This is a genomic window from Rhodoferax sp. (assembly GCF_013297935.1).
GTDB lineage: Bacteria > Pseudomonadota > Gammaproteobacteria > Burkholderiales > Burkholderiaceae_C > Allorhodoferax.
Genome location: NZ_JAAFIX010000007.1, coordinates 101,940 through 124,569, shown reverse-complemented (window position 1 = coordinate 124,569; position 22,630 = coordinate 101,940). Strand labels below are relative to the sequence as shown.

Annotated in this window: 21 protein-coding genes and 1 pseudogene; 15 read left to right on the top strand and 7 right to left on the bottom strand. The window is 61.3% G+C overall.

The features are described 5' to 3' along the window. Positions 1–144: 144 nt before the first annotated feature. Positions 145–441, top strand: coding sequence for a ribbon-helix-helix protein, CopG family (locus QZW03_RS11730; RefSeq protein WP_296510189.1), 297 nt, complete (start codon positions 145–147; stop codon positions 439–441). 31 nt (positions 442–472) lie between these two features. Then, positions 473–766: a type II toxin-antitoxin system RelE/ParE family toxin gene (locus QZW03_RS11725; RefSeq protein WP_296510188.1), complete on the top strand. Its 294-nt coding sequence runs from the start codon at positions 473–475 to the stop codon at positions 764–766. Here QZW03_RS11725 and QZW03_RS11720 read toward each other — a convergent pair. The 3 genes from QZW03_RS11720 to QZW03_RS11710 all read right to left on the bottom strand — a co-directional run bounded on the left by QZW03_RS11720 (position 756) and on the right by QZW03_RS11710 (position 4,818). Next, complete coding sequence (locus QZW03_RS11720; protein WP_296510187.1) at positions 756–2,183, bottom strand: DUF2130 domain-containing protein; 1,428 nt, start codon at positions 2,181–2,183, stop codon at positions 756–758. The two genes, QZW03_RS11725 and QZW03_RS11720, sit on opposite strands and share 11 nt — an antisense overlap. A gap of 146 nt (positions 2,184–2,329) precedes the next feature. Next, positions 2,330–4,009 carry an AAA family ATPase gene (locus QZW03_RS11715; RefSeq protein ID WP_296510186.1) on the bottom strand — a complete coding sequence of 560 codons (1,680 nt, stop codon included), beginning with the start codon at positions 4,007–4,009 and terminating at the stop codon, positions 2,330–2,332. Between the two features lie 116 nt (positions 4,010–4,125). Further along, positions 4,126–4,818: a 3'-5' exonuclease gene (locus QZW03_RS11710; RefSeq protein ID WP_296510185.1), complete on the bottom strand. Its 693-nt coding sequence runs from the start codon at positions 4,816–4,818 to the stop codon at positions 4,126–4,128. 292 nt (positions 4,819–5,110) lie between these two features. Between QZW03_RS11710 and QZW03_RS11705 the strand changes: the two genes are divergently transcribed. The 3 genes from QZW03_RS11705 to QZW03_RS11695 all read left to right on the top strand — a co-directional run bounded on the left by QZW03_RS11705 (position 5,111) and on the right by QZW03_RS11695 (position 8,454). Continuing rightward, positions 5,111–6,961: a diguanylate cyclase gene (locus QZW03_RS11705; RefSeq protein WP_296510184.1), complete on the top strand. Its 1,851-nt coding sequence runs from the start codon at positions 5,111–5,113 to the stop codon at positions 6,959–6,961. A gap of 143 nt (positions 6,962–7,104) precedes the next feature. Further along, a complete protein-coding gene (locus QZW03_RS11700) occupies positions 7,105–7,590 on the top strand; it encodes a GyrI-like domain-containing protein (RefSeq protein WP_296510183.1) in 486 nt (161 codons plus the stop codon). Positions 7,591–7,593: 3 nt separating this feature from the next. Then, positions 7,594–8,454, top strand: coding sequence for an AraC family transcriptional regulator (locus tag QZW03_RS11695; protein WP_296510182.1), 861 nt, complete (start codon positions 7,594–7,596; stop codon positions 8,452–8,454). 41 nt (positions 8,455–8,495) lie between these two features. Here QZW03_RS11695 and QZW03_RS11690 read toward each other — a convergent pair whose 3' ends face one another. Then, positions 8,496–8,747 carry a hypothetical protein gene (locus QZW03_RS11690; RefSeq protein ID WP_296510181.1) on the bottom strand — a complete coding sequence of 84 codons (252 nt, stop codon included), beginning with the start codon at positions 8,745–8,747 and terminating at the stop codon, positions 8,496–8,498. 137 nt (positions 8,748–8,884) lie between these two features. On the opposite strand from QZW03_RS11690, the gene yjjJ reads away from it, so the two are divergent. Together yjjJ and QZW03_RS11680 are read left to right on the top strand one after the other, a co-directional pair. Next, positions 8,885–10,234, top strand: a complete 1,350-nt coding sequence (gene yjjJ, locus QZW03_RS11685; RefSeq protein ID WP_296510180.1) for a type II toxin-antitoxin system HipA family toxin YjjJ — start codon at positions 8,885–8,887, stop codon at positions 10,232–10,234. A 259-nt stretch (positions 10,235–10,493) separates the two neighbouring features. Further along, complete coding sequence (locus QZW03_RS11680) at positions 10,494–11,870, top strand: homoserine dehydrogenase (RefSeq protein WP_296510179.1); 1,377 nt, start codon at positions 10,494–10,496, stop codon at positions 11,868–11,870. Here the strand turns inward: QZW03_RS11680 and QZW03_RS11675 are convergent. Further along, complete coding sequence (locus QZW03_RS11675; protein WP_296510178.1) at positions 11,867–12,262, bottom strand: VOC family protein; 396 nt, start codon at positions 12,260–12,262, stop codon at positions 11,867–11,869. The two genes, QZW03_RS11680 and QZW03_RS11675, sit on opposite strands and share 4 nt — an antisense overlap. A gap of 372 nt (positions 12,263–12,634) precedes the next feature. Between QZW03_RS11675 and QZW03_RS11670 the strand changes: the two genes are divergently transcribed. The 6 genes from QZW03_RS11670 to QZW03_RS11645 all read left to right on the top strand — a co-directional run bounded on the left by QZW03_RS11670 (position 12,635) and on the right by QZW03_RS11645 (position 17,296). Then, positions 12,635–12,874 (top strand): hypothetical protein, encoded by a 240-nt coding sequence (locus tag QZW03_RS11670; protein ID WP_296510177.1) that lies wholly within the window; start codon positions 12,635–12,637, stop codon positions 12,872–12,874. Positions 12,875–12,988: 114 nt separating this feature from the next. Then, on the top strand, positions 12,989–13,285 hold the full coding sequence (locus tag QZW03_RS11665) for an RNA-binding protein (RefSeq protein WP_296510176.1): 297 nt from the start codon (positions 12,989–12,991) through the stop codon (positions 13,283–13,285). A gap of 115 nt (positions 13,286–13,400) precedes the next feature. After that, positions 13,401–14,195: a D-hexose-6-phosphate mutarotase gene (locus QZW03_RS11660; RefSeq protein WP_296510175.1), complete on the top strand. Its 795-nt coding sequence runs from the start codon at positions 13,401–13,403 to the stop codon at positions 14,193–14,195. A gap of 57 nt (positions 14,196–14,252) precedes the next feature. After that, positions 14,253–14,861 (top strand): TIGR00645 family protein, encoded by a 609-nt coding sequence (locus QZW03_RS11655; protein WP_296510174.1) that lies wholly within the window; start codon positions 14,253–14,255, stop codon positions 14,859–14,861. Positions 14,862–15,005: 144 nt separating this feature from the next. Continuing rightward, the gene (locus QZW03_RS11650; protein WP_296510173.1) at positions 15,006–15,953 is read left to right on the top strand and encodes an ABC transporter ATP-binding protein; all 948 of its coding nucleotides are present in this window, start codon (positions 15,006–15,008) and stop codon (positions 15,951–15,953) included. Beyond that, complete coding sequence (locus QZW03_RS11645) at positions 15,950–17,296, top strand: hypothetical protein (protein ID WP_296510172.1); 1,347 nt, start codon at positions 15,950–15,952, stop codon at positions 17,294–17,296. The genes QZW03_RS11650 and QZW03_RS11645 overlap by 4 nt, the downstream gene beginning before the upstream one ends. Positions 17,297–17,315: 19 nt before the next feature. Here QZW03_RS11645 and QZW03_RS11640 read toward each other — a convergent pair whose 3' ends face one another. Then, complete coding sequence (locus tag QZW03_RS11640; protein ID WP_296510171.1) at positions 17,316–18,254, bottom strand: cation diffusion facilitator family transporter; 939 nt, start codon at positions 18,252–18,254, stop codon at positions 17,316–17,318. Positions 18,255–18,289: 35 nt separating this feature from the next. Next, the gene (locus QZW03_RS11635; RefSeq protein WP_296510260.1) at positions 18,290–21,238 is read right to left on the bottom strand and encodes a DNA topoisomerase III; all 2,949 of its coding nucleotides are present in this window, start codon (positions 21,236–21,238) and stop codon (positions 18,290–18,292) included. Positions 21,239–21,355: 117 nt separating this feature from the next. Here QZW03_RS11635 and QZW03_RS11630 point away from each other — a divergent pair. Continuing rightward, positions 21,356–21,844 (top strand): annotated as a pseudogene (locus QZW03_RS11630) (SET domain-containing protein-lysine N-methyltransferase); the annotation flags it as partial. Then, on the top strand, positions 21,844–22,626 hold the full coding sequence (locus QZW03_RS11625) for a biotin--[acetyl-CoA-carboxylase] ligase (RefSeq protein ID WP_296510170.1): 783 nt from the start codon (positions 21,844–21,846) through the stop codon (positions 22,624–22,626). The pseudogene QZW03_RS11630 and the gene QZW03_RS11625, both read left to right, overlap by 1 nt. Positions 22,627–22,630: the final 4 nt, after the last annotated feature.

Here is a 22,630-nt window from a genome sequence, read left to right as displayed (position 1 = left end):
AACTGATTTCTCACGGAGATGAGACAAGGGCCTCCATTTTTTTTTGTCATCCACAAATCCGGGTTGAGCGGCGATTGGCAAACGCTCGGAGGATTAGGTATAGCACGTTTGTGCTACATTGATGTCGAACCAACCGGAGCCGCCATGTCCACGACCACCATCCGCATTGAAGACGACCTCAAAGCCCGCGTAGCCGCTGCGGCGCAGCAAATGGGTAAATCGGCCCACGCCTTTATCGTCGATGCCCTTGCCCAGACGGTAGAGCAAGTGGAGCTGGACGCTGCCTTCCACACGCTGGCCGAAGAGCGCTGGGCCAACATCCGAAACACCGGCAAAACGGTGGCGTGGGACGAGGCCAAAGCCTACCTGATCGCCCGTGCCAACGCGAAGACTGATAGCGAACGCCCCCGCAAGCCCACTGCGCGCAAGCTCGGCAAATAACCATCTGCTGCCGCTTATCGCCCACCGCCGCATGACCCGCATTGAGCTTGCCCCGGAAGTCTTTGACGATTTCGACCGATTCTTCGACTACATCGACCAGCATGACCCTGGCACTGCGCCCGAACGCATCGGCGAAATTGTGGACGCCATTCAAATCCTGACCCACAGCCCCCAAATCGGTCGCCCCGTAAAGGGCGGCAAGCGCGAACTGGTGATTGGCCGGGCATCGCGCGGTTACGTGGCGCTGTACCAGTATGTGGAGGCGATGGATACAGCATTTGTGCTGGCGGTGCGCAGCCAGCGAGAGGTGGGCTTCAGGCGTTGATGTCTGGCCCCGGCAACTCCGCAAACTTGGCCGCCATCGTGGGGTTGCCCCGTGTGAGCTTCTTGATGGTCAGGTCGTCGGCCTTGTCGTTGGCCAGGCGCAGGTTGTTGGCGGACTTGTGCAGCGCTTCCTTGGTTTTTTCCAGGTCCTTGATGGCTTCGTCAATGCGTTTGATGGCTTCTTCAAAGCCTTCTGAGGCCAGGCGCCAGTTGCGCCCAAACGCCGTCTTGAATTCGTCGAGCTGGGTTTCGAACTTGGTGATGTCCACATTCTGCGAGCGCACCAGCGCCAGCTCGGACTTGTATTTCATGGAGTTCAAAGCGGCATTGCGCAAGAGCGTGATCAGCGGCACAAAGAACTGCGGGCGCACCACATACATCTTGGGGTAGCGGTGCGACACATCCACAATGCCGCTGTTGTACAACTCACTCTCCGGCTCCAGCAGGGACACCAGCACCGCGTATTCGCAGGCCTTTTCCGTGCGGTCTTTGTCCAGCTCTTTCAGAAAATCTTCGTTGCGCTTCTTGGTGGCGGTTTCATCGCTCTCGTTCTTCATCTCGAACATGATGGAAACGACTTCGGTGCCCGACTCGTCCACGTCGCGGAAGATGTAGTCGCCCTTGCTGCCGGTGCGGGCGTCGTTGTCTTTCTCAAAATGCGCCCGCTGAAAGGCCGCCGCACGGATGCGGTTGAACTCAATCTCGCAGTGCTGCTCCAGCGTCTCGCCCACCATCTTGGTCGATAGCCGCGCCTTCATGTCCCGCAGGCGCTCAATCTCGCCATCACGGTCGCGCAGCTGCAAGGCGTATTGCTCCTTGATGGCCTTCTCTTCCAGCTGATTTTTCACGGCGATGAGGGTGAGGTCGCTCTTCAAGGCATCGCGCTCCTGGGCCACCACACCCACGGCAGCGTTGACCGCCTCTGTGACGGCCAACTGGCGCGCCACATCGCTGGCCGCCAGCTTGGCTTGCAGCGCCTGAATCTCGGCGTCCTTCTTGGCGGCTTCGGCCTGCAGCGCTTGGGCCAGCTTGGCTTCGGCCAACTGGGCGGCCGCTTGCTGCGCGTTGCGGGCTTTTTCTAGTTCGTTCTTCAGCTCGTTGGCCAGCGCGTCGCGCTCTTGGCTCACTTTGCTCAAAGCCTCGGTGACAGCCAGCTTGCGCTCCACCTCGCCCGCGTCGAGCTGGGCTTTCAGCGCCTGAATCTCGGTGTCTTTGGCAGCCGCCGCCTTTTGCAGCGCATTGGTCACCTCGGCCTTGGCCAGGGCAATGGCGTCGCGCTTTTCGCGCTCGGCCAATTCAAGGCGCTCGTGCAAAGCCTGCTCAAACTCGCCATCGCGCACCTGCTTGAGGATGTCGGCATACCCCGCCTCGTCGATCTTGAAGGCTTTGCTGCAGTGGGGGCAAATGATTTCGTGCATGGGCGATGGGCCTTTTTATTGGCTGGGCTGAAATTGGGACTGCCTGCTGTGCAGCCGCAGGGAGAGTATGGCAGCAACATTCCTCTTGGAGATACAAAGGCCCTTGCGATCAAGTATTACATTGCTGATCTTGATAGTTAATCAGCTTAATTACCTGATATGGCTTGGGTCTTGTGGGCAAGCAATTCATCGATTTTATCGAACAACTTTATAAAGCTAGCCGCCCACGCATAATGTTTTTTCGTTGTGGTTTCAGTATCTGCCTTGCGCATTAAGGCACCTTGAAGTGAATGTTTATTACTATCTTTAATTTTTAAATCAACAATCATTCCATTCAAATTGCAAATGAAGCTATCAAACCAATTTGGATTTGATTTATGCAATTCGATGAGCCAATCCCTAGGAAAAAGTCCTTCAATGGGTAGTCCGTCTGGGAGAATAATAAATTCCTCGTTTGACGAAAATTTTATTTTCTTTTGGCCGAAATAACCTGTAAGGGCTCTTGAGCTTCTGATGCCAGCCTCATCGCCGTCCAATAACACTATTATTGGGCGCTCTTTTTGCATGAACTCATAGGACGCTCTTAAGAAGTCCTCCAGCTTTGATATTCCAGAAAAATCTAAGATACTGGCCTCTCTAAGGTGGGTGAATCTATTTGTTGTGCCTTTGGGCTTGATTATTGATAGCGCCCATTGAATAATTTCACGATCACTCTTTCCTTCAACAAATAAGTTCTTCAATCCTAGGTTGTAGAAGTCGCTAAATCTAAGTCCTAGTGCAGCCCTGATTGATTGAGTGGCCTCTGAATAGGTGGTAAATAGTTTAACCTTAGTTTCTCCATCGCTTATGAATGTTTCTGCAACTTTAAGTGGATCCTGGTCGACAAAAGCAATAGAGTGGGTTGTGGTAACTACCAAATAATTTAAAGAGAGATTGTTAAGGATTGTTTTGCACGCTGTCGCCAAATTAGGATGAAGATACGATTCAGGCTCTTCTATGAGCCAAATAACTGAACGGCCATCGTTTCTTTCTTTTTCACTTATCCAGTTAAGTGAGGCAAGCAGTGTTGTCGCTTGGATTCCAGAGCCTTTGAATTCAGCACCAGTTGAGTTTCCGTCATCAATATCGAAGTCAAATTTCGACAAAACGGATTCCATTAAATCGCCGGGGACTTTGAAAATAGATTTAATATTTTTTACGCCGCCGTTATTTAACTGTTGGTTGATGTTTTCAGATATTTTTTCAAGTTCGGCAGTTACGCTGGAAATTTTTTCCTGAATGATTTCTGCAACCCCCTTTTTTATAAAGGGTAGAAGGAATGATTCATATAGGAATGAGCTGCTCTTTTCTGATGGGATGTATTTGCAAACAAACGAACTTAATAGGGAGTCAAGGGATTCTTGGTGTAATTTTTGGAAACTTTGACTCAATTTTGGTTTTATTTTGTCATTTGAAAAGAATTTATATACCGGCTTTCCCGTGCTGGTGAAATATAGAAATAATGGTATCTCCTTCGTAAGTTGTTTTGATCCTTCTATATGACTTAGCATTTTGATGTATGTCTTAAGAAAATTTGAATCTTGTCTTTCTTCGTGTAAGAAATATATGGTGATGCTTGTCTGCTCATTAGTGCTACCAAATGGAAGATCACGGTGTAGGTTGTACAGCGAGCCATTAGGGCCGGAAAAAAACAATTGAAGTGACTTGAGAATATTTGTCTTGCCGCTATTGTTTGGTCCCACGAGCGTAAGACCATTTTCCAAGTTTACTGTTACTTCTGATTTAATGCTGCGGTAGTTTTTAACTCTTAGTCGAATGGGTTTCATTTTTGTTCAGTGGTCGATTGAGATGATTTGTTTGAGTTCTTAATGAATGTGCAGTTTTTGGATTTATTCGTTGTGATAGATATTTGTGCTGCGATGCTTGAGAGTAAATCGACGAACTAAGTGCTTAAGTCATGGAGTTTCTGTATGCGTAATCCAATGTCACCGTTGCCGCCGACTCCCAGCAACAGGAAATGGGTAGCCCTAGTCGCCGCCACATAAAACACCCGCGCCGCTTCCTTCTCATCCTCCCCCGCCGCAGGCATATGTCCCATACCGGGTAGCGCCACCAAGGGGAACTCCAGGCCCTTGCTGACCTTCATGGTCATTACCTTGATCTTGTTGCTGGTGGGGTCAAAGTCGCCAACTCCCAGCCGGTTCTCTACGGGGAGCTTGCGTTGCGCCAGGGTGCGGGCGCACAGGTCGCGCGTTTTGGTGTCTGCGCACAGCACGGCCATGTCGCCCCACGCAAAGCCTTCTTTGTGGGCTTGGGCCAAGTGGTCGGCAATGGCTTCTGCCTCTGCTTGCAGGCTGGGCAGTTTGATGATGAGGGGTTCTTGCCCCTCGCGCCCGCAGCTCACGGGTTTGAGCAAGGGGATGCCGTCGTCGTCTTTGTCGTCTGCGGTCAGCAGGTCGGCCGCCACCAGGCTGGCGGTGTGCAATATCTGGTGGGTGTTGCGCGGGCCCATGGGCACGTCGTACCAGAGCAGGTAGTCGTCGTCGAGCTTTTGCTCCAGCCGCTCGGCCAGCTTGCGTTCGCCACCCGTCATGCGTGAAACGCACGACCCCAATGTTGGAATCAATGTCGCCATAAAAAACCTGCTACCCTGCGTGCGTTTTTAGTTGTGCGAGATCATGCCTTCCAAATTCGGGTTATTCGGTGCTTTTGGTTACTCTTTTTAATATTTAAGTCAAAAGAGCCGCTAGCCCATATAAAACCTGCGCCAGCAGCTCCTGAAAACATAGCAAAAACAGGGCGGCAGGGCCCGGCATTCCGCTCAGCGGCTGGGCTGTGCGGCGGTACTCAGGGTGGGCACCAGTGGGGCCCCGGTCTGAAAGGGCGTAAGCTCGCGCCACGGTGGGTAACCACATCAAACAGAGGCCATGGCGGTGAACTGGATGCTCAGGCTTGCAAATCGGCTGGTGCGCACGGCGCTCATGCTGCTGTGGCCGCTGGCGTGGTCGGCACTGGCTATGCCGGTGGTGCAGCCTGGCAACGGCGCACAAGACGCTATTGCCCACGCGCACCTGCTGGAAGACCCGACCGCCGCACTCACCTTGGCCCAGGCGCAGCAGGCCTTTGCCCAAGGCAAGTTCACCAGCACTGCCGACAGCAAAGACGCACTGGCGCTGGGCTTTACGCGCTCTGCGTTTTGGCTGCGCCTGGAACTGTCCAACGCCACGCCCGAGGCGGCGCGCCAGATGCTGGAGGTGGTGAACGCGCGCATTTCCTACGTAACGCTCTACGCCCCCGGCCCGGACGGCCGCTATGTGGAAACCGCTACCGGCAGCGACATGCCGTTTGCCACCCGTGCGCACGAGAACCGCCATTTTGTGTTTCCCCTGCAAGTGCCGGCCCAGACCTCGCTCACGCTGTATGTGCGGGCGCAGTCCACCATCGGGCTGATCTTGCCGGTGCGCTTGTGGGCCCACGCGGACTTTGAGCACCATGAGCGGCACGACTACATGGTGCAGGCCATGTACTTTGGGGTGGCGCTGGCCATGGCCCTGTTCAACCTGATGCTGCTGGTGGCGCTGCGCGACCGGGCCTACGCCTTGTATGTGTGTTTTGTGGCGTTTTCGGTGCTGGCGGTGGGGCAGAAGACGGGCATGGCCTCCGAGTTTTTGTGGCCGCAGCACCTTACCTGGACCAACCCCAACTACTACATGGCCACCTCGTGGGGGCTGCTGTGTTTCATGGCCTTCATGCGCAGCATGCTGGGCACGGCGCAGCACCTGCCTCGCATCGACCTGGGCTTGCGTGCGGGCATGGTGTTGCACGCGCTCATGCCCGTCTTGTATTGGACGGTGGTGCAGTCGGTGGCGCGCTTCACTATTTGGCTATTCGTGGTGTCGTGTGTGCTGCTGCTGGGCGTGGTGGCTTGGTGCATCTTCCGACGCATGCGTGCGGCGTATTTTTTTGGCGGTGCGTTTGCAGTGCTGATGGCGGGCTCGCTGATGACGCTGCTGCGCGCGCTGGGCATTTTGCCGACCAACGTGCTCACGGTAGATGGTTTGCAGGCGGGCTCTACCCTGGAAATGCTGCTGCTGGCTTTTGCGTTAGCCGACCGCTTTATTCAAATGCGCCGCGAAAAGCTCAAGGCACAACGCGACCTGGTGCTGGCCAAACAAAAGCTGGTGGAGACCCTGCAGGCCTCGGAGCGCGAGCTGGCCCAGCGGGTGGACGACCGCACAAGTGAGCTGCAGGCGCTGAATGAAAAACTGGAAGCGCTCAGCATGGTGGACGGCCTGACCGGCATTGCCAACCGCCGCCAGTTTGACCAGGAGCTGCACAAGGCCTGGGCGCGCCTGGAGCGCCTGGGCCAGCCACTGGCGCTGGTGATGCTGGATGTGGACCTCTTCAAGCGCTACAACGACCACTACGGCCACCAGGCGGGAGATGAGTGCCTGCGCAAGGTAGCGCAGGCCATGGCCAGTGTGGGCCGCGCCACCGATGTGGTGGCCCGCTATGGTGGCGAAGAGTTTGTGATGGTGGCCCCGGCCTCCGACGGGCCCAGTGCCTTGCTGCTGGCCCAGCGCGCCTGCCAGGCCGTGCAGGCGCTGGGTGAGGCGCATGCCCAGTCGCCGTTCGGGGTGGTCACGGTGAGCTGCGGCGCCGCCAGCGTGGTGCCCGGTGTTGGCGTCACGCCCCAAGACCTGCTGCGCCTGGCAGACGCCGCGCTCTACCAAGCCAAAGCCCGTGGGCGCAACCAGGCGGTGTTGGCGGATTCTTAGTAAAAAGAGCCGCTAGCCCATATAAAGACTGCGCAAGTAGCTCCTGAAATCATAGCAAGCAGTGGCCCCTGCAACTCCGCAAGAAATGTCAGGCCCGCCTTCGTAGACTGCAGCCTGTGTTCAACCCCGCAGGCCATCGCTCTATGTCTACGCCCCAAACCCCGTCCGAGTTTCCCCACCACGTTGCAGACCAGCCAGAGGCGATCACGGTCGTTGGTCTCGAGCTGCGCACCACCAACCCGGAGGCTATGCAGACCATTCCGCCGCACTGGCAGCGCTTTGGGCAAGAGGGGGTGCTGGACCGCATCAGCGGCCGGGTGGATGGCGATGTGCTGGCCGTGTACACCCACTTTGCCAATGCCGGGCGCGACAACACAGGGCTGTATTCGCTGGTGATTGGTGCGCAGGTAACGCCCGACGCACCGGTGCCTGCGGGCATGGTGCGGGTGGTGGTGCCCGCCGGGCCGCGCGCCATTTTTCCGGTGCTGCCTGCCAGCTTTGACAGGGTGGGCCCGGCCTGGGGCGCCGTGTGGGCGCAGACTGCCTTGCCCAAAACCTTTGTGGCGGAATTTGAGCGCTACGGCGCCCATGGCGACATCAGCATCTCCATCGGGCTGGGGCGACACTAGGGCATGAACAAAGCCCATAGCTGGACAGACTACGCCGAGCGCCTGAGCCGGGTGCAGGCCTACATTCACGACCATCTGGACCAGCCGCTAGACCTGGCCCGCCTGGCCGAGGTGGCCCACCTCTCGCCCTACCACTGGCACCGTGTGTACAACGCGCTCTATGGCGAAACCATTGCCGCCACCGTGCGCCGCCTGCGCTTGCACCGCGCCACGGGTTACCTGGCCAACACGGTGCTGCCCATTGAGCAGGTGGCGCGCAAGTGTGGCTACCCCAATGTGCAGTCGTTCACCCGCGCTTTTGGCGGCATGTATGGCACCAGCCCTTCGCGCTACCGGGCCGAGGGCGGGCACACGGTGTTCCGCCAGGGGCTGGCGCAGGTAGCGGCCGCGGGCCACACGGTGCAGGTGCGCCATGTGCCTGCAGTGCCGCTGGCGGGTGTGGGGCATGTGGGCTCGTACATGCGCATGGGCAAGGCTTTCGGGCAGACCCACGCGTCCATGGCGGCACAAGGTCTGATGCGGCCCGACACGCGCTGGATGGCCGTGTACTACGACGACCCCTACGCCGTGCCCGAAGCGCAGCTGCACAGCCGCGCGGGCCTGAGCTTGCCGCCGGGTCACAGTGGCGCAGTGGCCGCGCCGCTGGAAACATTTACCTTGGGAGGCGGCCTGTGTGCGGTGTTGCGGCACCAAGGGCCTTACGCCACCATGCGCGCGGCCTACCAGTGGCTCTATGGCCAGTGGCTCGTCCAATCAGGCCACGAGGCAGCCAATTTGCCCGTGTTTGAGGATTACCTGAACCACCCCGGCAACACGGCACCGGCGGATTTACTGACCGACATCTACCTGCCGCTGGCGGGGTAGGGTGGATCTCGGTGGCGGCGATATAGAGGGTGAGGGGCTGCTCAGCGGGTGGGCAGTGACCAGCCGGCTTGCTGGTTGTTTTTGTCGTTTTCGTAGTCCCAGATGCTGCCGCAGCGGTCGCAGCGGTGGCGGGTGATGGTCACCGGCTTGCCATCGCGCTCTTCTTTCCAGTTTTGGGTTTGCACCAGTTCGGCGTGGCCGGGCGCGCGGCGCCAGTTGCGTTGGATGCCGCGGCAGGGTTCGCACAGGGCGGCTTCGCGGGCTTCGGCGGCGGCTTTGTATTTGTCAGTCATGGGCCCGATTGTCGCTGCCCTTGCCGGTGGTGCCAATGCGGGCAGCAGCCAGTGGCTGGTGTATCTATGCAACATCGCGGCTAAGTAGCTGATTTAAATAGAGTTTTATTAAAATATATCTATTCATATAATCATTCATGCCCGCCACTTCCGACTTGTCTCCCGCCATCGTGCAAGCCTTGCGCCGCCAGGGGGGCGCGCTCAGCAGCGCCGAGCTGCAAAGCCTGTTGCGGGTGAGCCAGCCCACGGTGTCGCGGGCGCTGGCGCCGCTCATTCAGGCGGGCGAGGTGCAAAAGGTGGGCGCGGCCCGCAAGCAGCGCTATGTGCTGCCCCGCACCGTGCGCGATGTGGGGCGCAGCGTGCCGGTCATGCGCATCGACGCGCAGGGCCAGCCAGGCCCCTTTGGCCGCATGGTGCCGCTGGCTGGCGGCGCGGTGTGGGTGGATGAAGAAGACGGCCTGAGCGCCCGCTTTGACGGCCTGCCCTGGTTTCTGGACGACATGCGCCCCCAGGGTTTTATGGGCCGCACCTTTGCCAGCACCCACCCCGAGCTGGCCTTGGGCAACGACCCCCGCTTCTGGAGCGACGACGATGTGCTCCGCGCCCTCGCTTTGTGTGGCGACGACCTGCCGGGCAACCTGGTGGTGGGCGAGGCGGCGTTTGCCCGCTTTCACTCGCTGCCCGGGCGGGCCAGCCGCGCGGCGTCGCCTGTCGATTACCCGGCCTTGGCCGAGGCGGCCATGCAGGGCAGCATGGTCGGCTCGTCGGCAGGGGGCGAGCAGCCTAAGTTTTGCACCATCGTGGGCAGTGGAGACACGGCCCGCCATGTGCTGGTCAAGTTTTCTCCGGGGGGCGATGCGCCGGCAGACCAGCGCACCCGCGACCTGCTGGTGTGCGAACACCTGGCTTTGCAGACGCTGGCCAGCGCGGGTATTGCCGCGGCGGTGAGCCGCATCAGCACCGGCGCGGGGCGTGTGTTTTTAGAGGTGGAGCGCTTTGACCGCACCCCCATCGGCCCGGCCAATCCGCAGGGGCTGGGGCGCATCGGCATGGTGTCGCTCATGGTGTACGACGCCGAATACGTGGGCGCCATGGACAACTGGGCCGCCACCGCCAACCGCATGCAAGAGCGCCAGTTGCTGCGCCCCGCCGACGCGCGCACCCTGCGCCTGCTAGAAGCCTTTGGCGTGCTCATTGCCAACACCGACCGGCACTACGGCAACATCTCCTTGCTGCTGGACGACGACGACTGGGCCCTGGCCCCCGCCTACGACATGCTGCCCATGCTTTACGCCCCGGTGGGCGGCGAGCTGGTGCCCCGCCCGCTGGCAGACCGCCCCTTGCAGCCCACCGCCGCCACCCTGCCCGAGTGGCCGCAAGCCATGGCGCTGGCCCGCAGCTTCTGGAGTGCCGCCGCGGCCGATGCGCGCATATCGGCTGGCTTCAGGGCGCTGTGTGCGGGCCACTTGGCCCAACTGGGCGCCTGAAAAGCCACACTTAATTTGCTCCGCGCGGAGCACTTTGTGTGTGCTATGCTCCGGCCCATGTTGTTCACTTTCTGCCCTTACCCACTGCGCCTGAGCGCGCACGCCCAGCCGGGCGGGGCAGCGGTGCACCGCATTACCACCATTACCACCACGGCCACCTGAGTCGTGCAGGTGGCCGTTCCGGCTGCCACCTGGTGTACCTCCCGCAGAGCGAACCGGCCCCGGCAGCCGGGCCCGCAACTGTTCCGGAAGACACACCATGTACCAAGACCATTTCTCCCTTTCTGCCAGCAGCCCCGCCAGTGCCGCGCCCCCAAACATGCCAGCGCCTTTGCGCGTGGGCCTGCTGGGGCTGGGCACCGTGGGCGGGGGCACCCTGGCGGTGTTGCTGCGCAATGCCGACCTGATTGCAGCGCGCGCCGGGCGCCGTATCGAGGTGCGGATGGTGGCGGTTCGCAATCTGGAGCGGGCGCGCTCGGTGCTGGGTGCACACGCTGCCTCGCTGCACCTCACTGACGACGCGCAAGTGCTGGTTCACAGCCCCGAGGTGGATGTGGTGGTCGATGTCATGGGCGGCACCACTCTGGCGCGCACGCTGGTGCTGCAGGCCATTGCGGCGGGTAAACATGTGGTCACCGCCAACAAGGCCTTACTGGCCGAACACGGCAGCGAGATTTTTGCAGCCGCCCAAGCCCGTGGCGTGGTGGTGGCCTATGAGGGCGCGGTGGCGGTGAGTATTCCCATCATCAAAACCCTGCGCGAGGGGCTGACGGCCAACCGCATTGAGTGGGTGGCGGGCATCATCAATGGCACCAGCAATTTCATTTTGTCGGCCATGCGCGAGCGGGGCCTGGGCTTTGCGGCGGCCCTGACCGAAGCGCAGGCTCTGGGCTACGCCGAGGCCGACCCCGCTTTTGATGTGCAGGGCACCGACGCAGCCCACAAGCTCAGCCTGTTGGCGGCCAACGCGTTTGGCACCCTGCCGCAATACGCAGAGGTGCAGGCCGAGGGTATTGAAGACCTGCAAGCGGCCGATGTGGACTTTGCCGCCCGCCTGGGCTACTGCGTCAAGCTGCTGGGTATTGCCAAGCGCCGGGGCCAGGGGCTGGAGCTGCGGGTGCACCCCACTTTGCTGCCCGCAGGCCACTTGCTGGCGCAGGTGCACGGCAGCATGAATGCTGTCATGGTGCAGAGCGATGCAGCCGGCACCACCTTGTTTTACGGGGCGGGGGCGGGCGCGGAGCAAACGGGTTCTGCAGTGATTGCCGACTTGGTGGACCTGGCCCGCAGCGCCAGCCTTTTGCCGCACCAGCGGGTGCCGGCACTGGGCTTTGCCCGCGGTGTGCAGGCCGGTTTGCCGGTGGTGGGCGCCGATGAGGTGGAGAGCGCTTTTTATGTCCGCCTGGACCTGAGCCGCCCTGAGCTTGCTGCGCCCCGGGTGTTGCAGCAACTCGCGGCAGACGGTGTGCGGGTGGAGCGCATGGCGCAGTACCCGCACCCTGCGGACCCCGAGCTGCAGTGCCTGGTGCTGCTCACCGCACCGGTGCGCCTGCGCACCTTGCGGCCCGCGCTGCAAACCGTGGAAGGCTGGCCCGAGGTCATGGGCTTTGCCAGCCTGCTGCGGTTGGGGTTTTAGGCTTTAGGTGGGCGGAACAGGGCGCAGATTTTGTTGCCGTCCGGGTCCCGCAGGTAGGCCAGATAGAGCTGGCCCGAGGCCGCGGTGCGCCAGCCCGGCGGGTCTTCGCAGGTGGTGCCGCCGTTGGCGACACCGGCCGCATGAAACGCATCGGCCTGCTCGGTGCTGCTCATGGCAAAGCCGGTTGTGCTGCCATTGCCGTGGCTGGCCGGCTCGCCATTGATGGGGGTCGTAATGCCAAAGAGCCCGGTGGCCGTGCGGTAGAAGTAGCGGCCGGCCTCGCCGTTGTGGTTGTGCACACCGGGCTTGATACCCAGGGTGCCCAAGAGCGCGTCATAAAACTTGCGCGAGGTTTCAAGATCGTTAACGCCAAGGATCACGTGACTGAACATGGGAGCTCCTGTAAGAGGGGGTTGCGTCAAGGGTTCTACCAGAAACCGCAGTGCAGTGCATCGAGGGGCGCGAGGTGCTATTGAAATAGGAGCTGCTAGCGCAAGCAACATCTGGGCAGAGTGCCAAATCGGCTTACATAGCCATTTTGTATAAAAAGCTTGACTTATATTTCCATGCGAATATAATCAGGGCCAGGAACACGGTGCTACCCCAACACACCCCGTTCCACGGAATCGCCAAGAGATGCTTCTTGATGTCGGTTACCGGCTTATTCGACACCTGTCGACCGCGTTGATCTGCAGAGCAGCAGCCAACCGAATATTTTTGTGCTCACGCCGGCCTCCTAACGTGGCCCGCACCTCTCCCCTTACATGAATCAGTTTTTCGAATCCGCTATCCCCATGGGCAACTACATCGTGTCGCCCGCTACCCAGGAAACCGACACCGGACGGTTCCGTGCCTCCATTGCCGTGCAGCGCAGCCAGAGCAAAGGCGCCTACTGCCGCGTCTTTAACTTCACCAGCGAGTTCGCCTCCCGCGAAGCCGCCCGTGTGTACGCCATTACCCAAGGTTGGCTGGAAACCGGTAGCGCCAATGCGCAAACCTGCTGAAGCAGGCCGCACGCACCTGGCAACCGACATCACCCCATTCCGCCGCCCGCAAAGGCAGCAAACCCGCGCACCCCAGCCCACCGGGCTGACAGCGCACTCACTGAAAGGCTCTCCATGAGCAGCAAAATTTATGTGGGCAACCTGCCCTACTCCGTCGATGACCAAAGCCTCTTGAGCAACTTCTCCGAGTTCGGCGAAGTCACCTCTGCCAAGGTCATGATGGACCGCGACACCGGCCGCTCCAAGGGCTTTGCCTTTGTCGAGATGACCACGCCTGAGTTCGCCCAAGCCGCCATCAATGGCCTGAACGGCCAATCCGTAGATGGCCGCTCCATCGTTGTCAACCTGGCCCGCCCGCGTGAAGACCGCGGCAGCTCGGACGGCTACCGCGGCGGCCGTAGCAGCTACTAAGCGCTCAACGCCCACAAAAAAGCCGGCTCTGGTAGCCGGCTTTTTTGCGTTTGGGGCTTGGCGGGCGGTGATGGGGAGTGGGGCCTTCGTCACAAGCACCCGATAAACTGTGGGAATGACTTTTGAAACGTTGACGATAGACGGCGCGCCAGCCGTTCGCCTGCAGGGTGCCCATGGGGACTCGGTGACTGCTTTGCTGCGAGGCGGGCAGGTGATCTCTTGGATAGACAGCACGGGCGCCGAGCGCCTGTATTGCAGCCCCAACTCCCCGCTGGCCGGTCCGCAGGCCGTGCGGGGCGGTGTGCCGGTGATTTTTCCGCAATTCAGCGGTCGTGGTCCTTTGATGCGCCATGGCTTTGCCCGCACCCGCGACTGGGCGGTGGCCGACTCGCCCGCCGGAGCAGCGCACCCCATGCTGGTGTTGCGCATGCAGCATGCCGCTGCGGAAACCGCCCTGTGGGCCCACGACTGTGTGTGCACCTTGACCGTGACTTTGTTGCCGCACGCGCTGGACATGACCCTGCAGGTGGAGAACACCGGCACCAACTCCCTGGCATTTCAGGCGGCCCTGCACACCTATCTGGAGGTGGGGGCGGTCCAGCGTGCCACGCTGACGGGTGTGTTGCCGGAGGGTGGCATCTTGTCCCTGGAGCAGCCTATCGACACGGTGTTTGAAGCCGTGCCCGGCCCCATGGCGCTGCACAGCCCTGCGAGCCGTCTGGCGCTGGCGCAGACGGGCTTTGCCGATGTGGTGGTCTGGAACCCCGGCCCGCAGGCCGTGTTGGCAGACTTGCCGGCCGGCGACTTTGCCCGCTTTGTGTGTGTAGAGGCAGCCGCTATCGCCGTGCCGGTGGTGCTGGAGCCCGGCGCGCGGTGGCAAGGCAGCCAGGTGCTGCAGGCGCTTGCTTAAGGCCATCGCCACATTTTTTACAATCCGCCCGCGTCACTCTTATTACTGAACCTATTAATGACAACCCAAGACCCCCACTCCAAGACGCCTGCACTGCGCCCCTTGCCCCGTTTTATTTTTGCGAGCCGTTGGCTGCAACTCCCCCTGTACATCGGGCTGATTGCGGCGCAGGGCGTGTATGTATTCCATTTCTGGCTGGAGCTGGTGCACCTGTTGGAAGCGGCCTTCGGCAGCCAGACGGCCCTGCAGGCCTTGGTCACCAGCATTGGCTACAAGTCCGATGCGCCGGTGCCCGCGCTAAACGAGACCATCATCATGCTGGTGGTGCTCGCGCTGATTGACGTGGTGATGATCTCCAACCTGCTGATCATGGTGATCGTGGGCGGCTACGAGACCTTTGTGAGCCGCATGGACCTGGACGGCCACCCTGACCAGCCCGAGTGGCTGAGCCATGTGAACGCTTCGGTGCTGAAAGTGAAGCTGGCGACCGCCATCATCGGCATCAGCTCCATCCATTTGCTCAAGACCTTCATCAACGCCGCCAACTACGACGAGAAGGTGCTGATTGCCCAGACGGCCATCCACATCACCTTCTTGTTCTCGGCGATCGCCATTGCCTACACTGACAAGCTGCTCAACAGCAGCCACCAGAACACCCGCCACTAAGGCGGTTCGGTTTGCAGGCCACAAGGCAGTGGCTTGCTTCTGTTCATTGGGTTTTTGTGTCAAATAGACTTCTAGCCCATATGGAATATGCGCAAGCAGCTACTAAAAACATAGCAAAGTAGCCTCACCAAGGGACGGCAAAGCATGATTCAAGTTCGGGATCTGGTGTTCGATTACCTGGGCCACCGGGCGCTGCACGGGGTGTCGGTCGACATTCCTGCGGGTACGGTGACCGCGCTGGTGGGGCCCAACGGGGCGGGCAAATCCACCTTGATGCGCTGCATGGCGGGGCTGGATACGCCGCTTTCCGGGAGCATCACCGTCGGCGGTATCGATGTTCAGGAACACCCGCGCGAGGTGCACACCCAACTGGGCTATCTGTCCGACTTTTTCGGGCTCTACCAGGAGCTCACCGTCCAGCAGTGCCTGAGCTACGCCGCGGCGTCTCAGGGCATTGCCGATAAACATATTGCCAAGCGGGTGCTGGACGTTGCCCGCTTTCTGAACCTGAGCGACAAGCTACAGAGCCTGGCCAGCAACCTGTCGCGCGGCCAGCGCCAGCGGGTGGCGATCGGTCAGGCGATTGTTCACATGCCCCGAGTGCTGCTGTTGGACGAGCCTGCCAGCGGCCTTGACCCGGAAGCCCGTGCCGACTTGTCTGTCCTGTTCCGGACCTTGCAGGCCAAGGGCATGACGCTGGTGGTGTCCAGCCACATCCTGAGTGAGCTCGACGAGTATTGCACCCACATTCTCTCGATCCGCGAAGGGCGGGTCAGCCGCTTTGCCAGTTTGGCGGCGACCGCCACCGGTAGCGAAGGCGTGGTCAAGGCGCTGCTGCAGGTGCAGCTGGCTGCGCCCGCGCCGCAACTGGCCCAAGCGCTGGCCGCTTATGAAGTGGCGCACTTGGATGCGAGTGGCGCCACACCCACCACGGTCTACCTGCCTGCCGGCGACCTGGCCGCACGCGCGGCCTTGCTGGCCAAACTCACAGCAGCGGGTGTGCCCGTATGTGCCTTTCAGGAAGTACGCACCAGCCTGCAGATGAGCTACGGCCAAGCCGATCCCCACCACGCCTCGGGAGCTGCACCATGAACCCGGAATTCAAGCGCAACCTCTGGTTGGAAATTTCGCCCGCCCGCCTCGCCCTGATGCCCGGCGTGCTGACCCTGATCGCCCTGCTGGCCGTCGCCATGAGCGAGCACAACCCGCGGGACAACCTGTTTATTGCCTGCACGGTGTTGTTCACCGGCCTCACCGTGGGTTGGGGCAGCCTGTTGGTGATGTCCAGCATCAACAACGAAGTGACAGAGCGCACCTGGGACCAGCAGCGCCTGAGCGCACTCACCCCCTGGCAGATGGCCTGGGGCAAGCTATTCGGCAGCACGGCCTACGCCTGGTACGGCGCTCTGCTGTGTGCTGTGGTGGCGGTGCTCGCGGCCTCGACCCTGCCGGGTTTCTTGAGCCGCTGCGTCTGGATGCTGGCAGGTGCCATTGGCGCAGTCGCCCTGCATGCCTGGCTGATGGCCAGCCGCTTGCATACCCTAGACCTGCGTACCGAAAAGTCCAGCAGCACGGCAGGCCGTCTGTTCGGCTTGTTCATGGCCTTGCAGACGCTGCCCATGGTGTTCATGGTGCTGCGCAGCCCGACCGACGAGGTCTTGGCCTCCGGCGGCTGGTGGAGTCTGGGGCTGCCACTGCCTGTGCAGTCGCTGGTGCTGGCCGCCTTGATGCTGGCGCTGGGATTGCTGGCCTTGTGGCGCAGCATGGGCAAGCAGCTGATGGTGCGGTCTACCCCTTGGGCCTGGGCGCTGGGCGTGTTGGCGGTGGGCTGGATGCTGGCCGGCTTCATGCCGGAAGACGCCCGCGATGCCAACCTGATGGTGCCACTGGCCGGTGTGGCGCTGTTGGCCACGTATGCGGCCTTGTTTACCGAGAGCAACAACCGCCTTGTCTGGCAGGCCGTGCTGTTTCACCATGCCCACAGCCCCCGCCGCCGCATGTTGCAGGCCCTGCCTTTGTGGCCGGTGAGCTGGGCCATGGCGGCGCTGTTTGTGCTGCTCTATGGCGTGATGGGCATCAATCCCGACCAGCACCTGGCGTCCTTGGGGAACGTGATGTGGCTGGCCTTGTTGCATTGCTTGCGGGACTGCGGCATCTACCACTTCTTTGCGCTGCGCAACACCACGCGCAAGCCGGCCGGCATGACGCTGCTAACGCTCTTTGTGTTGGGGGTGGTGCTGCCCGGCTTGGTGGCAGGGAGCGCGCCGGAGTTGGCGACCTGGTTTGAACCCTTGTTCGGCCTGCAGCAACTGGTCAAGGGTGGCGCATCGCTGGGTCTGGCGCCCTGGCTGGCCATGGCGGTCCAGCTTGCGGTGGTGGCTGTGCTGCTGGCCTGGCGTTGGGCTGCGGGCGCCAAGCCCGCCCAAACCGGCTAAAGCGGTTTTTGCAGCTTGCTCAGACCACCGGCTGGTGGTCGGCGTCCGGCCGGTGGGCCGGGTCCACGTGGGTCATCAGGTTGAGGACCCGGTGGCGCTTGAGCACGGCGTTGCGCGCGGCCACGGCGATGTTGTGCCCCTCTTCGACGGTGAGTTTGGCGTCCACTTCAATGTGGGCGTCGGCCACCACCATGTCGCCCATCTTGCGGGTTCGCACATCGTGCACACCGGCCACACCGGGGGTGGCCAGCAGGGTCGCGCGGATGGCTTGCACCTCGGCCTCGTCCAGGCCGCGGTCCATGAGATCGTGCAGAGCATCCCACGCAAAGCTCCAGCCCATTTTCCCGACCATAAAACCCACAATCAGCGCGGCAATCGGGTCCAGCAAGGGGTAACCGGCCATGCTGCCCAGAATGCCCAGGCTCACCACCAATGACGAGGCGGCATCCGACCGCGCGTGCCAGGCGTTGGCCACCAGCAGGCTGGACTTCACCGCTTTGGCAGTGCGCAGCATGTAGCGGAACAGCAGCTCTTTGGTGACGATAGCCCCCAGCGCCACCCACAGGGCCGTGGTGTGTGCAGGGGCGATGGTGTCCGGCGACTCCAGCTTTTGCAGTGCCGACCACACCATGCCGCCGCCCACCGCCAGCAGAATCAAGCCCAGTGCCAGCGAGGCTGCGGTTTCGAACCGCTGGTGGCCATAGGGGTGGTCTTCGTCGGCATCTTTCTTGGCATGGTGCCCGGCGAACAGCACCACAAAGTCCGACACGAGGTCGGACAGGGAGTGAATGCCGTCGGCAATCAGCGCCTGGGATTTGGTGAGGGTGCCCACCACCACTTGCGCGGTGGCCAGCACCACGTTCACCACCACACTGACCCAGGTGCTGCGGCTCGCGGCCGCCGCCCGCTCGGCTGCGCTGTGGGGGGCGTGTTCGTCATCTTGATCAGTGAATTGCATGGGGTGCAGTGTGCCTGTCCAAGATGAAGGTGGCCTTAACTCAGGTGCTTGCCGGCAATGCCCGCCAACTCAAACATGGTGACCTGCGGCTTGCCGAACACGGCGAGCAGCTTGGCATCGGCGTTGATGCTGCGCTTGTCCTTGGCGTCCTGCAGGCCGTTGGCCTTGATGTAGTCCCACAGCTTTTTCATGACCTGCGGGCGCGCAATAGGCTCCGCGCCGATCACCGCGGCCAATTCGGCGCTGGGCTGCTTGCCGCTGGCGGCGGTGGTTTTGCGCGGGGCCTTGGGCTTGGCTTCTTTGACGGCTGCGGCCTTTTTTGCAGGTGCTTTTTTGGCTGCAGCCCCCGTAGATGCTGCGCGAGTAGCTCCTGTTTTGGTAGCGGCTGTAGTCTTGGCGGCTGCCTTGAAGGCCGTTTTGCGCGGCGGGAACTTGCTCGGGGCGAATTCGAAGTTCACCTTGCCCTCGGTCGCGTCCCACGCCAGCATGGCTTTGAAGTTGCGGCGGGTGCGCATGCTGACAAACTTGTCCAGCAGGTCGGTCTTGCCGGTGGCCAGCAGCTTTTGCATCTGCTCGCGCTCAATCGGCTGCTGCAGGATGATCTGCCCGCTCTTGAAGTCGCAGCTCGGGGTCGCTTGGGCGTCAGTGGGCACCGACTTTTCGCACACATAGTTCTTGCCGTGCTCAAACACGCTTCCGCCGCACTTGGGGCAGGCCCCCAGCGCGGTTTGTGCGCTGAAGTCGATGATCTCACCGTCTTCTTCACCGGCCTTGTCGTCGCCGAAGTCGAACTCCAGTTTGTAGTTTTTGGCCTCTTCGTCAAACTTGATGACCATCTCGGCCACAAAAGGCCAACCGGCCTTGGAGCGGAAGCCGTCCAGCGGGCCGATGTGCCTGTCGCGCAAGAATTGCTCCACCTCGGCAGGCTCAAAGGTGCGCCCTGCGGGTGACTTGCCGAACGAGAAGCCGCAGCCTTCTTCGGCGCCGGTAGCACCCGTGCAGGTGTAGCGGCGGTAGTTCTCTTTCACGATGCCGCCGCAGTTGGGGCAGGGGGCCGCCAGCGTGGCGTAGTCGCCCGGGATGGTGTCGCGGTCGTATTCCTTGGCCTTTTTGACCATGTGCTCGGTCATGGCGGCGATCTCGGCCATGAACTTCTCGCGGCTGAGCTTGCCTTGCTCCATCTGGGCGAGCTTGTATTCCCACTCGCCGGTGAGCTCGGCCTTGGTGAGTTCCTGCACGTCCAGGCCGCGCAAGAGCGTCATGAGTTGGAAGGACTTGGCGGTGGGAATCAGCTCGCGGCCTTCGCGCAGCATGTATTTCTCGGCAATCAGGCCTTCGATGATGCTGGAGCGGGTGGCTGGTGTGCCCAAGCCTTTTTCTTGCATGGCTTCGCGCAGCTCGTCGTCTTCCACAGTTTTGCCGGCACCTTCCATGGCGCCGAGCAGGGTGGCTTCCGAGTAACGGGCGGGAGGCTTGGTCTTCAAGCCTTTGGGCTCTACCGGGTCGCCTTTGACTTTTTCTCCGGGGGCCACGGGCACCAGGTTCTGACCCTTGTCGCCTTCTTTGGCGTCTTCCACTTCAGCGGCGGCTTCTTTGCCGTAGATGGCCAGCCAGCCCGGTTTGACCAGCACCTTGCCCTCGGTCTTGAAGGCGTGCTGCGCTGCAGTGGTGATGCGGGTGGTGACTTGGTATTCGGCGCTGGGGAAAAACACCGCCATGAAGCGGCGCACCACCAGGTCATACACCTTTTGCTCCGCCTCGCTCAAGCCGCTGGGCGCTTGCAGGGTGGGGATGATGGCAAAGTGATCCGAGACCTTGGCGTTGTCAAACACACGCTTGGTGGGGCGGATGTAGTTGTTGTTGAGTGCGACCAGCGCATGGGGGGCCAGGTGGCGCATGTCGCTGTCGGCCAGCATCTCAAAGGTCTTTTTAACCACCGGCACATAGTCTTCCGGCAGGTTGCGTGAGTCGGTACGGGGGTAGGTCAGGGCCTTGTGGCGCTCGTACAGGCTTTGGGCAATTTGCAGGGTGGTCTTGGCGCTGAAGCCGAACTTGCCGTTGGCCTCGCGCTGCAGGCTGGTCAGGTCAAACAGCAGGGGAGAAGCTTGCGTCGTGGGCTTGCTCTCTTCGGTGACGGTGGCGGCCTGGCCGCGCACGGCGTCGGCGATGGCCTTGGCCTCTGCTGCGGTCCAGACGCGGTCGGCTTTCTTTTCAGCGTCGTCCGCGTCTTTCTTGTGGGCGGGGTTGAACCACTTGCCTGCGTACTCGCCGGCTTGGGCGGCGAAGGTGGCGTGAATTTCCCAGTAGTCGCGGCTCACGAACTTGCGTATCAGCTCTTCGCGCTCCACCACCACCGAGAGCGTGGGCGTCTGTACCCGGCCCACGGTGGTCAGGAAGAAGCCGCCATCGCGGCTGTTGAAGGCCGTCATGGCGCGGGTGCCGTTGATGCCTACCAGCCAGTCGGCCTCGCTGCGGCAGCGGGCGGCGTCGGCCAGGGGTTGCATCTGGGCGTTGGTGCGCAGGTGCTCGAACCCGTCCCGAATCGCTTGGGGCGTCATGGATTGCAGCCACAGGCGGCTCACGGGCTTGCCCAGGGGCTTGGCGCCACCGGCGTACTGCTCGATCAAACGGAAGATCAGCTCCCCCTCGCGGCCCGCGTCACAGGCGTTGACGATTTTGTCCACGTCTTTGCGCTTGGCCAACTTGACCACGGCGTTCAGGCGCGTTTTGGTTTTGTCGACGGGCTTGAGGTCAAAGTGGGGCGGGATGACGGGCAGGTTGGCAAAGCTCCACTTGCCGCGTTTGACATCAAACTCTTCCGGCGCCTGGATCTCCACCAAGTGGCCTACCGCGCTGGAGACGACATAGCTGTCGCTTTCAAAGTACTCGTCATGTTTCTCGAACTTGCCGACGGTGGGCGTGAGTGCACGCACGATGTCTTGGGCGACCGACGGCTTTTCAGCAATAACCAATGTTTTGTTCAAAACGGTGTTTTTCATCTGACTACAATCCAATTCTCGCGTGCGCGCAGGCGCGCACTTGCACACGCAGGCACGCACACATGCGCGCCCATACGATTCACCATACCAAACTTTCCGGCCGTGGCAAAAACCCCAGTGAAATCCTCCACCAGTGTGCCCGCCTCGCCGGCACGGCGCATCCAGACACGGCGCTCCGGAGTCCACGGCAAAGGGGTGTTTGCGCTGCAGGATATCGCCGAAGGCGAAACCATCATTGAGTATGTGGGCGAGATCATTAGCTGGCAGGAAGCCCAGGACCGCCACCCCCACGACCCCAAAGATCCGAACCACACCTTCTATTTCTCGCTCGACGACGGCAATGTGATCGATGCGCTGTTCGGCGGCAACTCCTCTCGCTGGATCAACCACTCTTGCGATGGCAACTGCATCGCTGATGAAGAGGGTGGCCGGGTCTTCATCAAAGCGCTGCGCAACATCCGGGCCGGTGAAGAGCTGAACTACGACTACGGTCTGATTCTCGAAGAGCGCTACACCAAGAAGCTCAAGGCGGAGTACCCCTGCTGGTGTGGCAGCTCCAACTGCCGCGGCACCCTGCTCGCCCCCAAGCGATGACACGCTGGCCCGCTGAAGCCATCTGGGAAGAGGTGTTTGCCGTACTTCCCGGCTTCAGTGTGGAGGTGCTGCCCGAGGTGGACTCCACCAACTCCGAGCTCATGCGCCGAGCGCGTGCAGGCCTGTGTGATCCCGTGTTGCTGGTGGCGGAGCGCCAGACGGCCGGTCGTGGCCGGCTTGGCCGGGACTGGCAGAGCGACACCCAGGGCGTGGGTGCTACGCTGACGTTTTCTCTGGGTTTGCCTTTGCAGCCCGAGGACTGGTCGGGCCTGTCGCTCGCAGTGGGGCTGTCGGTGGTGCAGAGTTTGCACCCCGATTTGCAACTCAAATGGCCCAATGACATCTGGTGGCAAGGCCGCAAGCTGGCGGGCATCCTGATCGAGACGGCGAGTGCCGGTGACCAGCGCTATGCGGTGATTGGCATCGGAATCAACATCATGCCGCGCGACGGTGACGGCTTGCGGACGCCGCCCGCTGCGTTGCAGGAGCTCATGCCTGGTATCGATGCGCCCGAGGTGTTGCAGCGCGTGGCAACGCCGCTGGTGCACGCACTGTTGGCTTTCGTGACGCAAGGGTTTGCGCCTTTGCGGGCGGGCTTTCACGCACGCGATCTCTTGTATGGCCAGGCGGTGGTGTGTACCGACGGCACCCAGGGCACCGCCCGCGGGGTGGACGCCGCCGGGGTGTTGCTGGTGCATACTGAGCACGGAATTGTCAAAATCAATAGCTCCGAGGTGAGTGTGCGCCCGGCGCCCGGGGCCTCTCCTTCTTCATCCTGATCTG

Bases quoted from the DNA above. Each gene is read 5' to 3' on its own strand.
- QZW03_RS11710 (WP_296510185.1), bottom strand. From the start codon at position 4,818: ATGGCGACATTGATTCCAACATTGGGGTCGTGCGTTTCACGCATGACG.
- QZW03_RS11645 (WP_296510172.1), top strand. From the start codon at position 15,950: ATGAACCCGGAATTCAAGCGCAACCTCTGGTTGGAAATTTCGCCCGCC.
- QZW03_RS11665 (WP_296510176.1), top strand. From the start codon at position 12,989: ATGAGCAGCAAAATTTATGTGGGCAACCTGCCCTACTCCGTCGATGAC.
- QZW03_RS11700 (WP_296510183.1), top strand. From the start codon at position 7,105: ATGTCTACGCCCCAAACCCCGTCCGAGTTTCCCCACCACGTTGCAGAC.
- QZW03_RS11715 (WP_296510186.1), bottom strand. From the start codon at position 4,009: ATGAAACCCATTCGACTAAGAGTTAAAAACTACCGCAGCATTAAATCA.
- QZW03_RS11705 (WP_296510184.1), top strand. From the start codon at position 5,111: ATGGCGGTGAACTGGATGCTCAGGCTTGCAAATCGGCTGGTGCGCACG.
- QZW03_RS11720 (WP_296510187.1), bottom strand. From the start codon at position 2,183: ATGCACGAAATCATTTGCCCCCACTGCAGCAAAGCCTTCAAGATCGAC.
- yjjJ (WP_296510180.1), top strand. From the start codon at position 8,885: ATGCCCGCCACTTCCGACTTGTCTCCCGCCATCGTGCAAGCCTTGCGC.
- QZW03_RS11670 (WP_296510177.1), top strand. From the start codon at position 12,635: ATGAATCAGTTTTTCGAATCCGCTATCCCCATGGGCAACTACATCGTG.
- QZW03_RS11690 (WP_296510181.1), bottom strand. From the start codon at position 8,747: ATGACTGACAAATACAAAGCCGCCGCCGAAGCCCGCGAAGCCGCCCTG.
- QZW03_RS11655 (WP_296510174.1), top strand. From the start codon at position 14,253: ATGACAACCCAAGACCCCCACTCCAAGACGCCTGCACTGCGCCCCTTG.
- QZW03_RS11695 (WP_296510182.1), top strand. From the start codon at position 7,594: ATGAACAAAGCCCATAGCTGGACAGACTACGCCGAGCGCCTGAGCCGG.
- QZW03_RS11625 (WP_296510170.1), top strand. From the start codon at position 21,844: ATGACACGCTGGCCCGCTGAAGCCATCTGGGAAGAGGTGTTTGCCGTA.
- QZW03_RS11660 (WP_296510175.1), top strand. From the start codon at position 13,401: ATGACTTTTGAAACGTTGACGATAGACGGCGCGCCAGCCGTTCGCCTG.
- QZW03_RS11675 (WP_296510178.1), bottom strand. From the start codon at position 12,262: ATGTTCAGTCACGTGATCCTTGGCGTTAACGATCTTGAAACCTCGCGC.
- QZW03_RS11725 (WP_296510188.1), top strand. From the start codon at position 473: ATGACCCGCATTGAGCTTGCCCCGGAAGTCTTTGACGATTTCGACCGA.
- QZW03_RS11680 (WP_296510179.1), top strand. From the start codon at position 10,494: ATGTACCAAGACCATTTCTCCCTTTCTGCCAGCAGCCCCGCCAGTGCC.
- QZW03_RS11640 (WP_296510171.1), bottom strand. From the start codon at position 18,254: ATGCAATTCACTGATCAAGATGACGAACACGCCCCCCACAGCGCAGCC.
- QZW03_RS11650 (WP_296510173.1), top strand. From the start codon at position 15,006: ATGATTCAAGTTCGGGATCTGGTGTTCGATTACCTGGGCCACCGGGCG.
- QZW03_RS11730 (WP_296510189.1), top strand. From the start codon at position 145: ATGTCCACGACCACCATCCGCATTGAAGACGACCTCAAAGCCCGCGTA.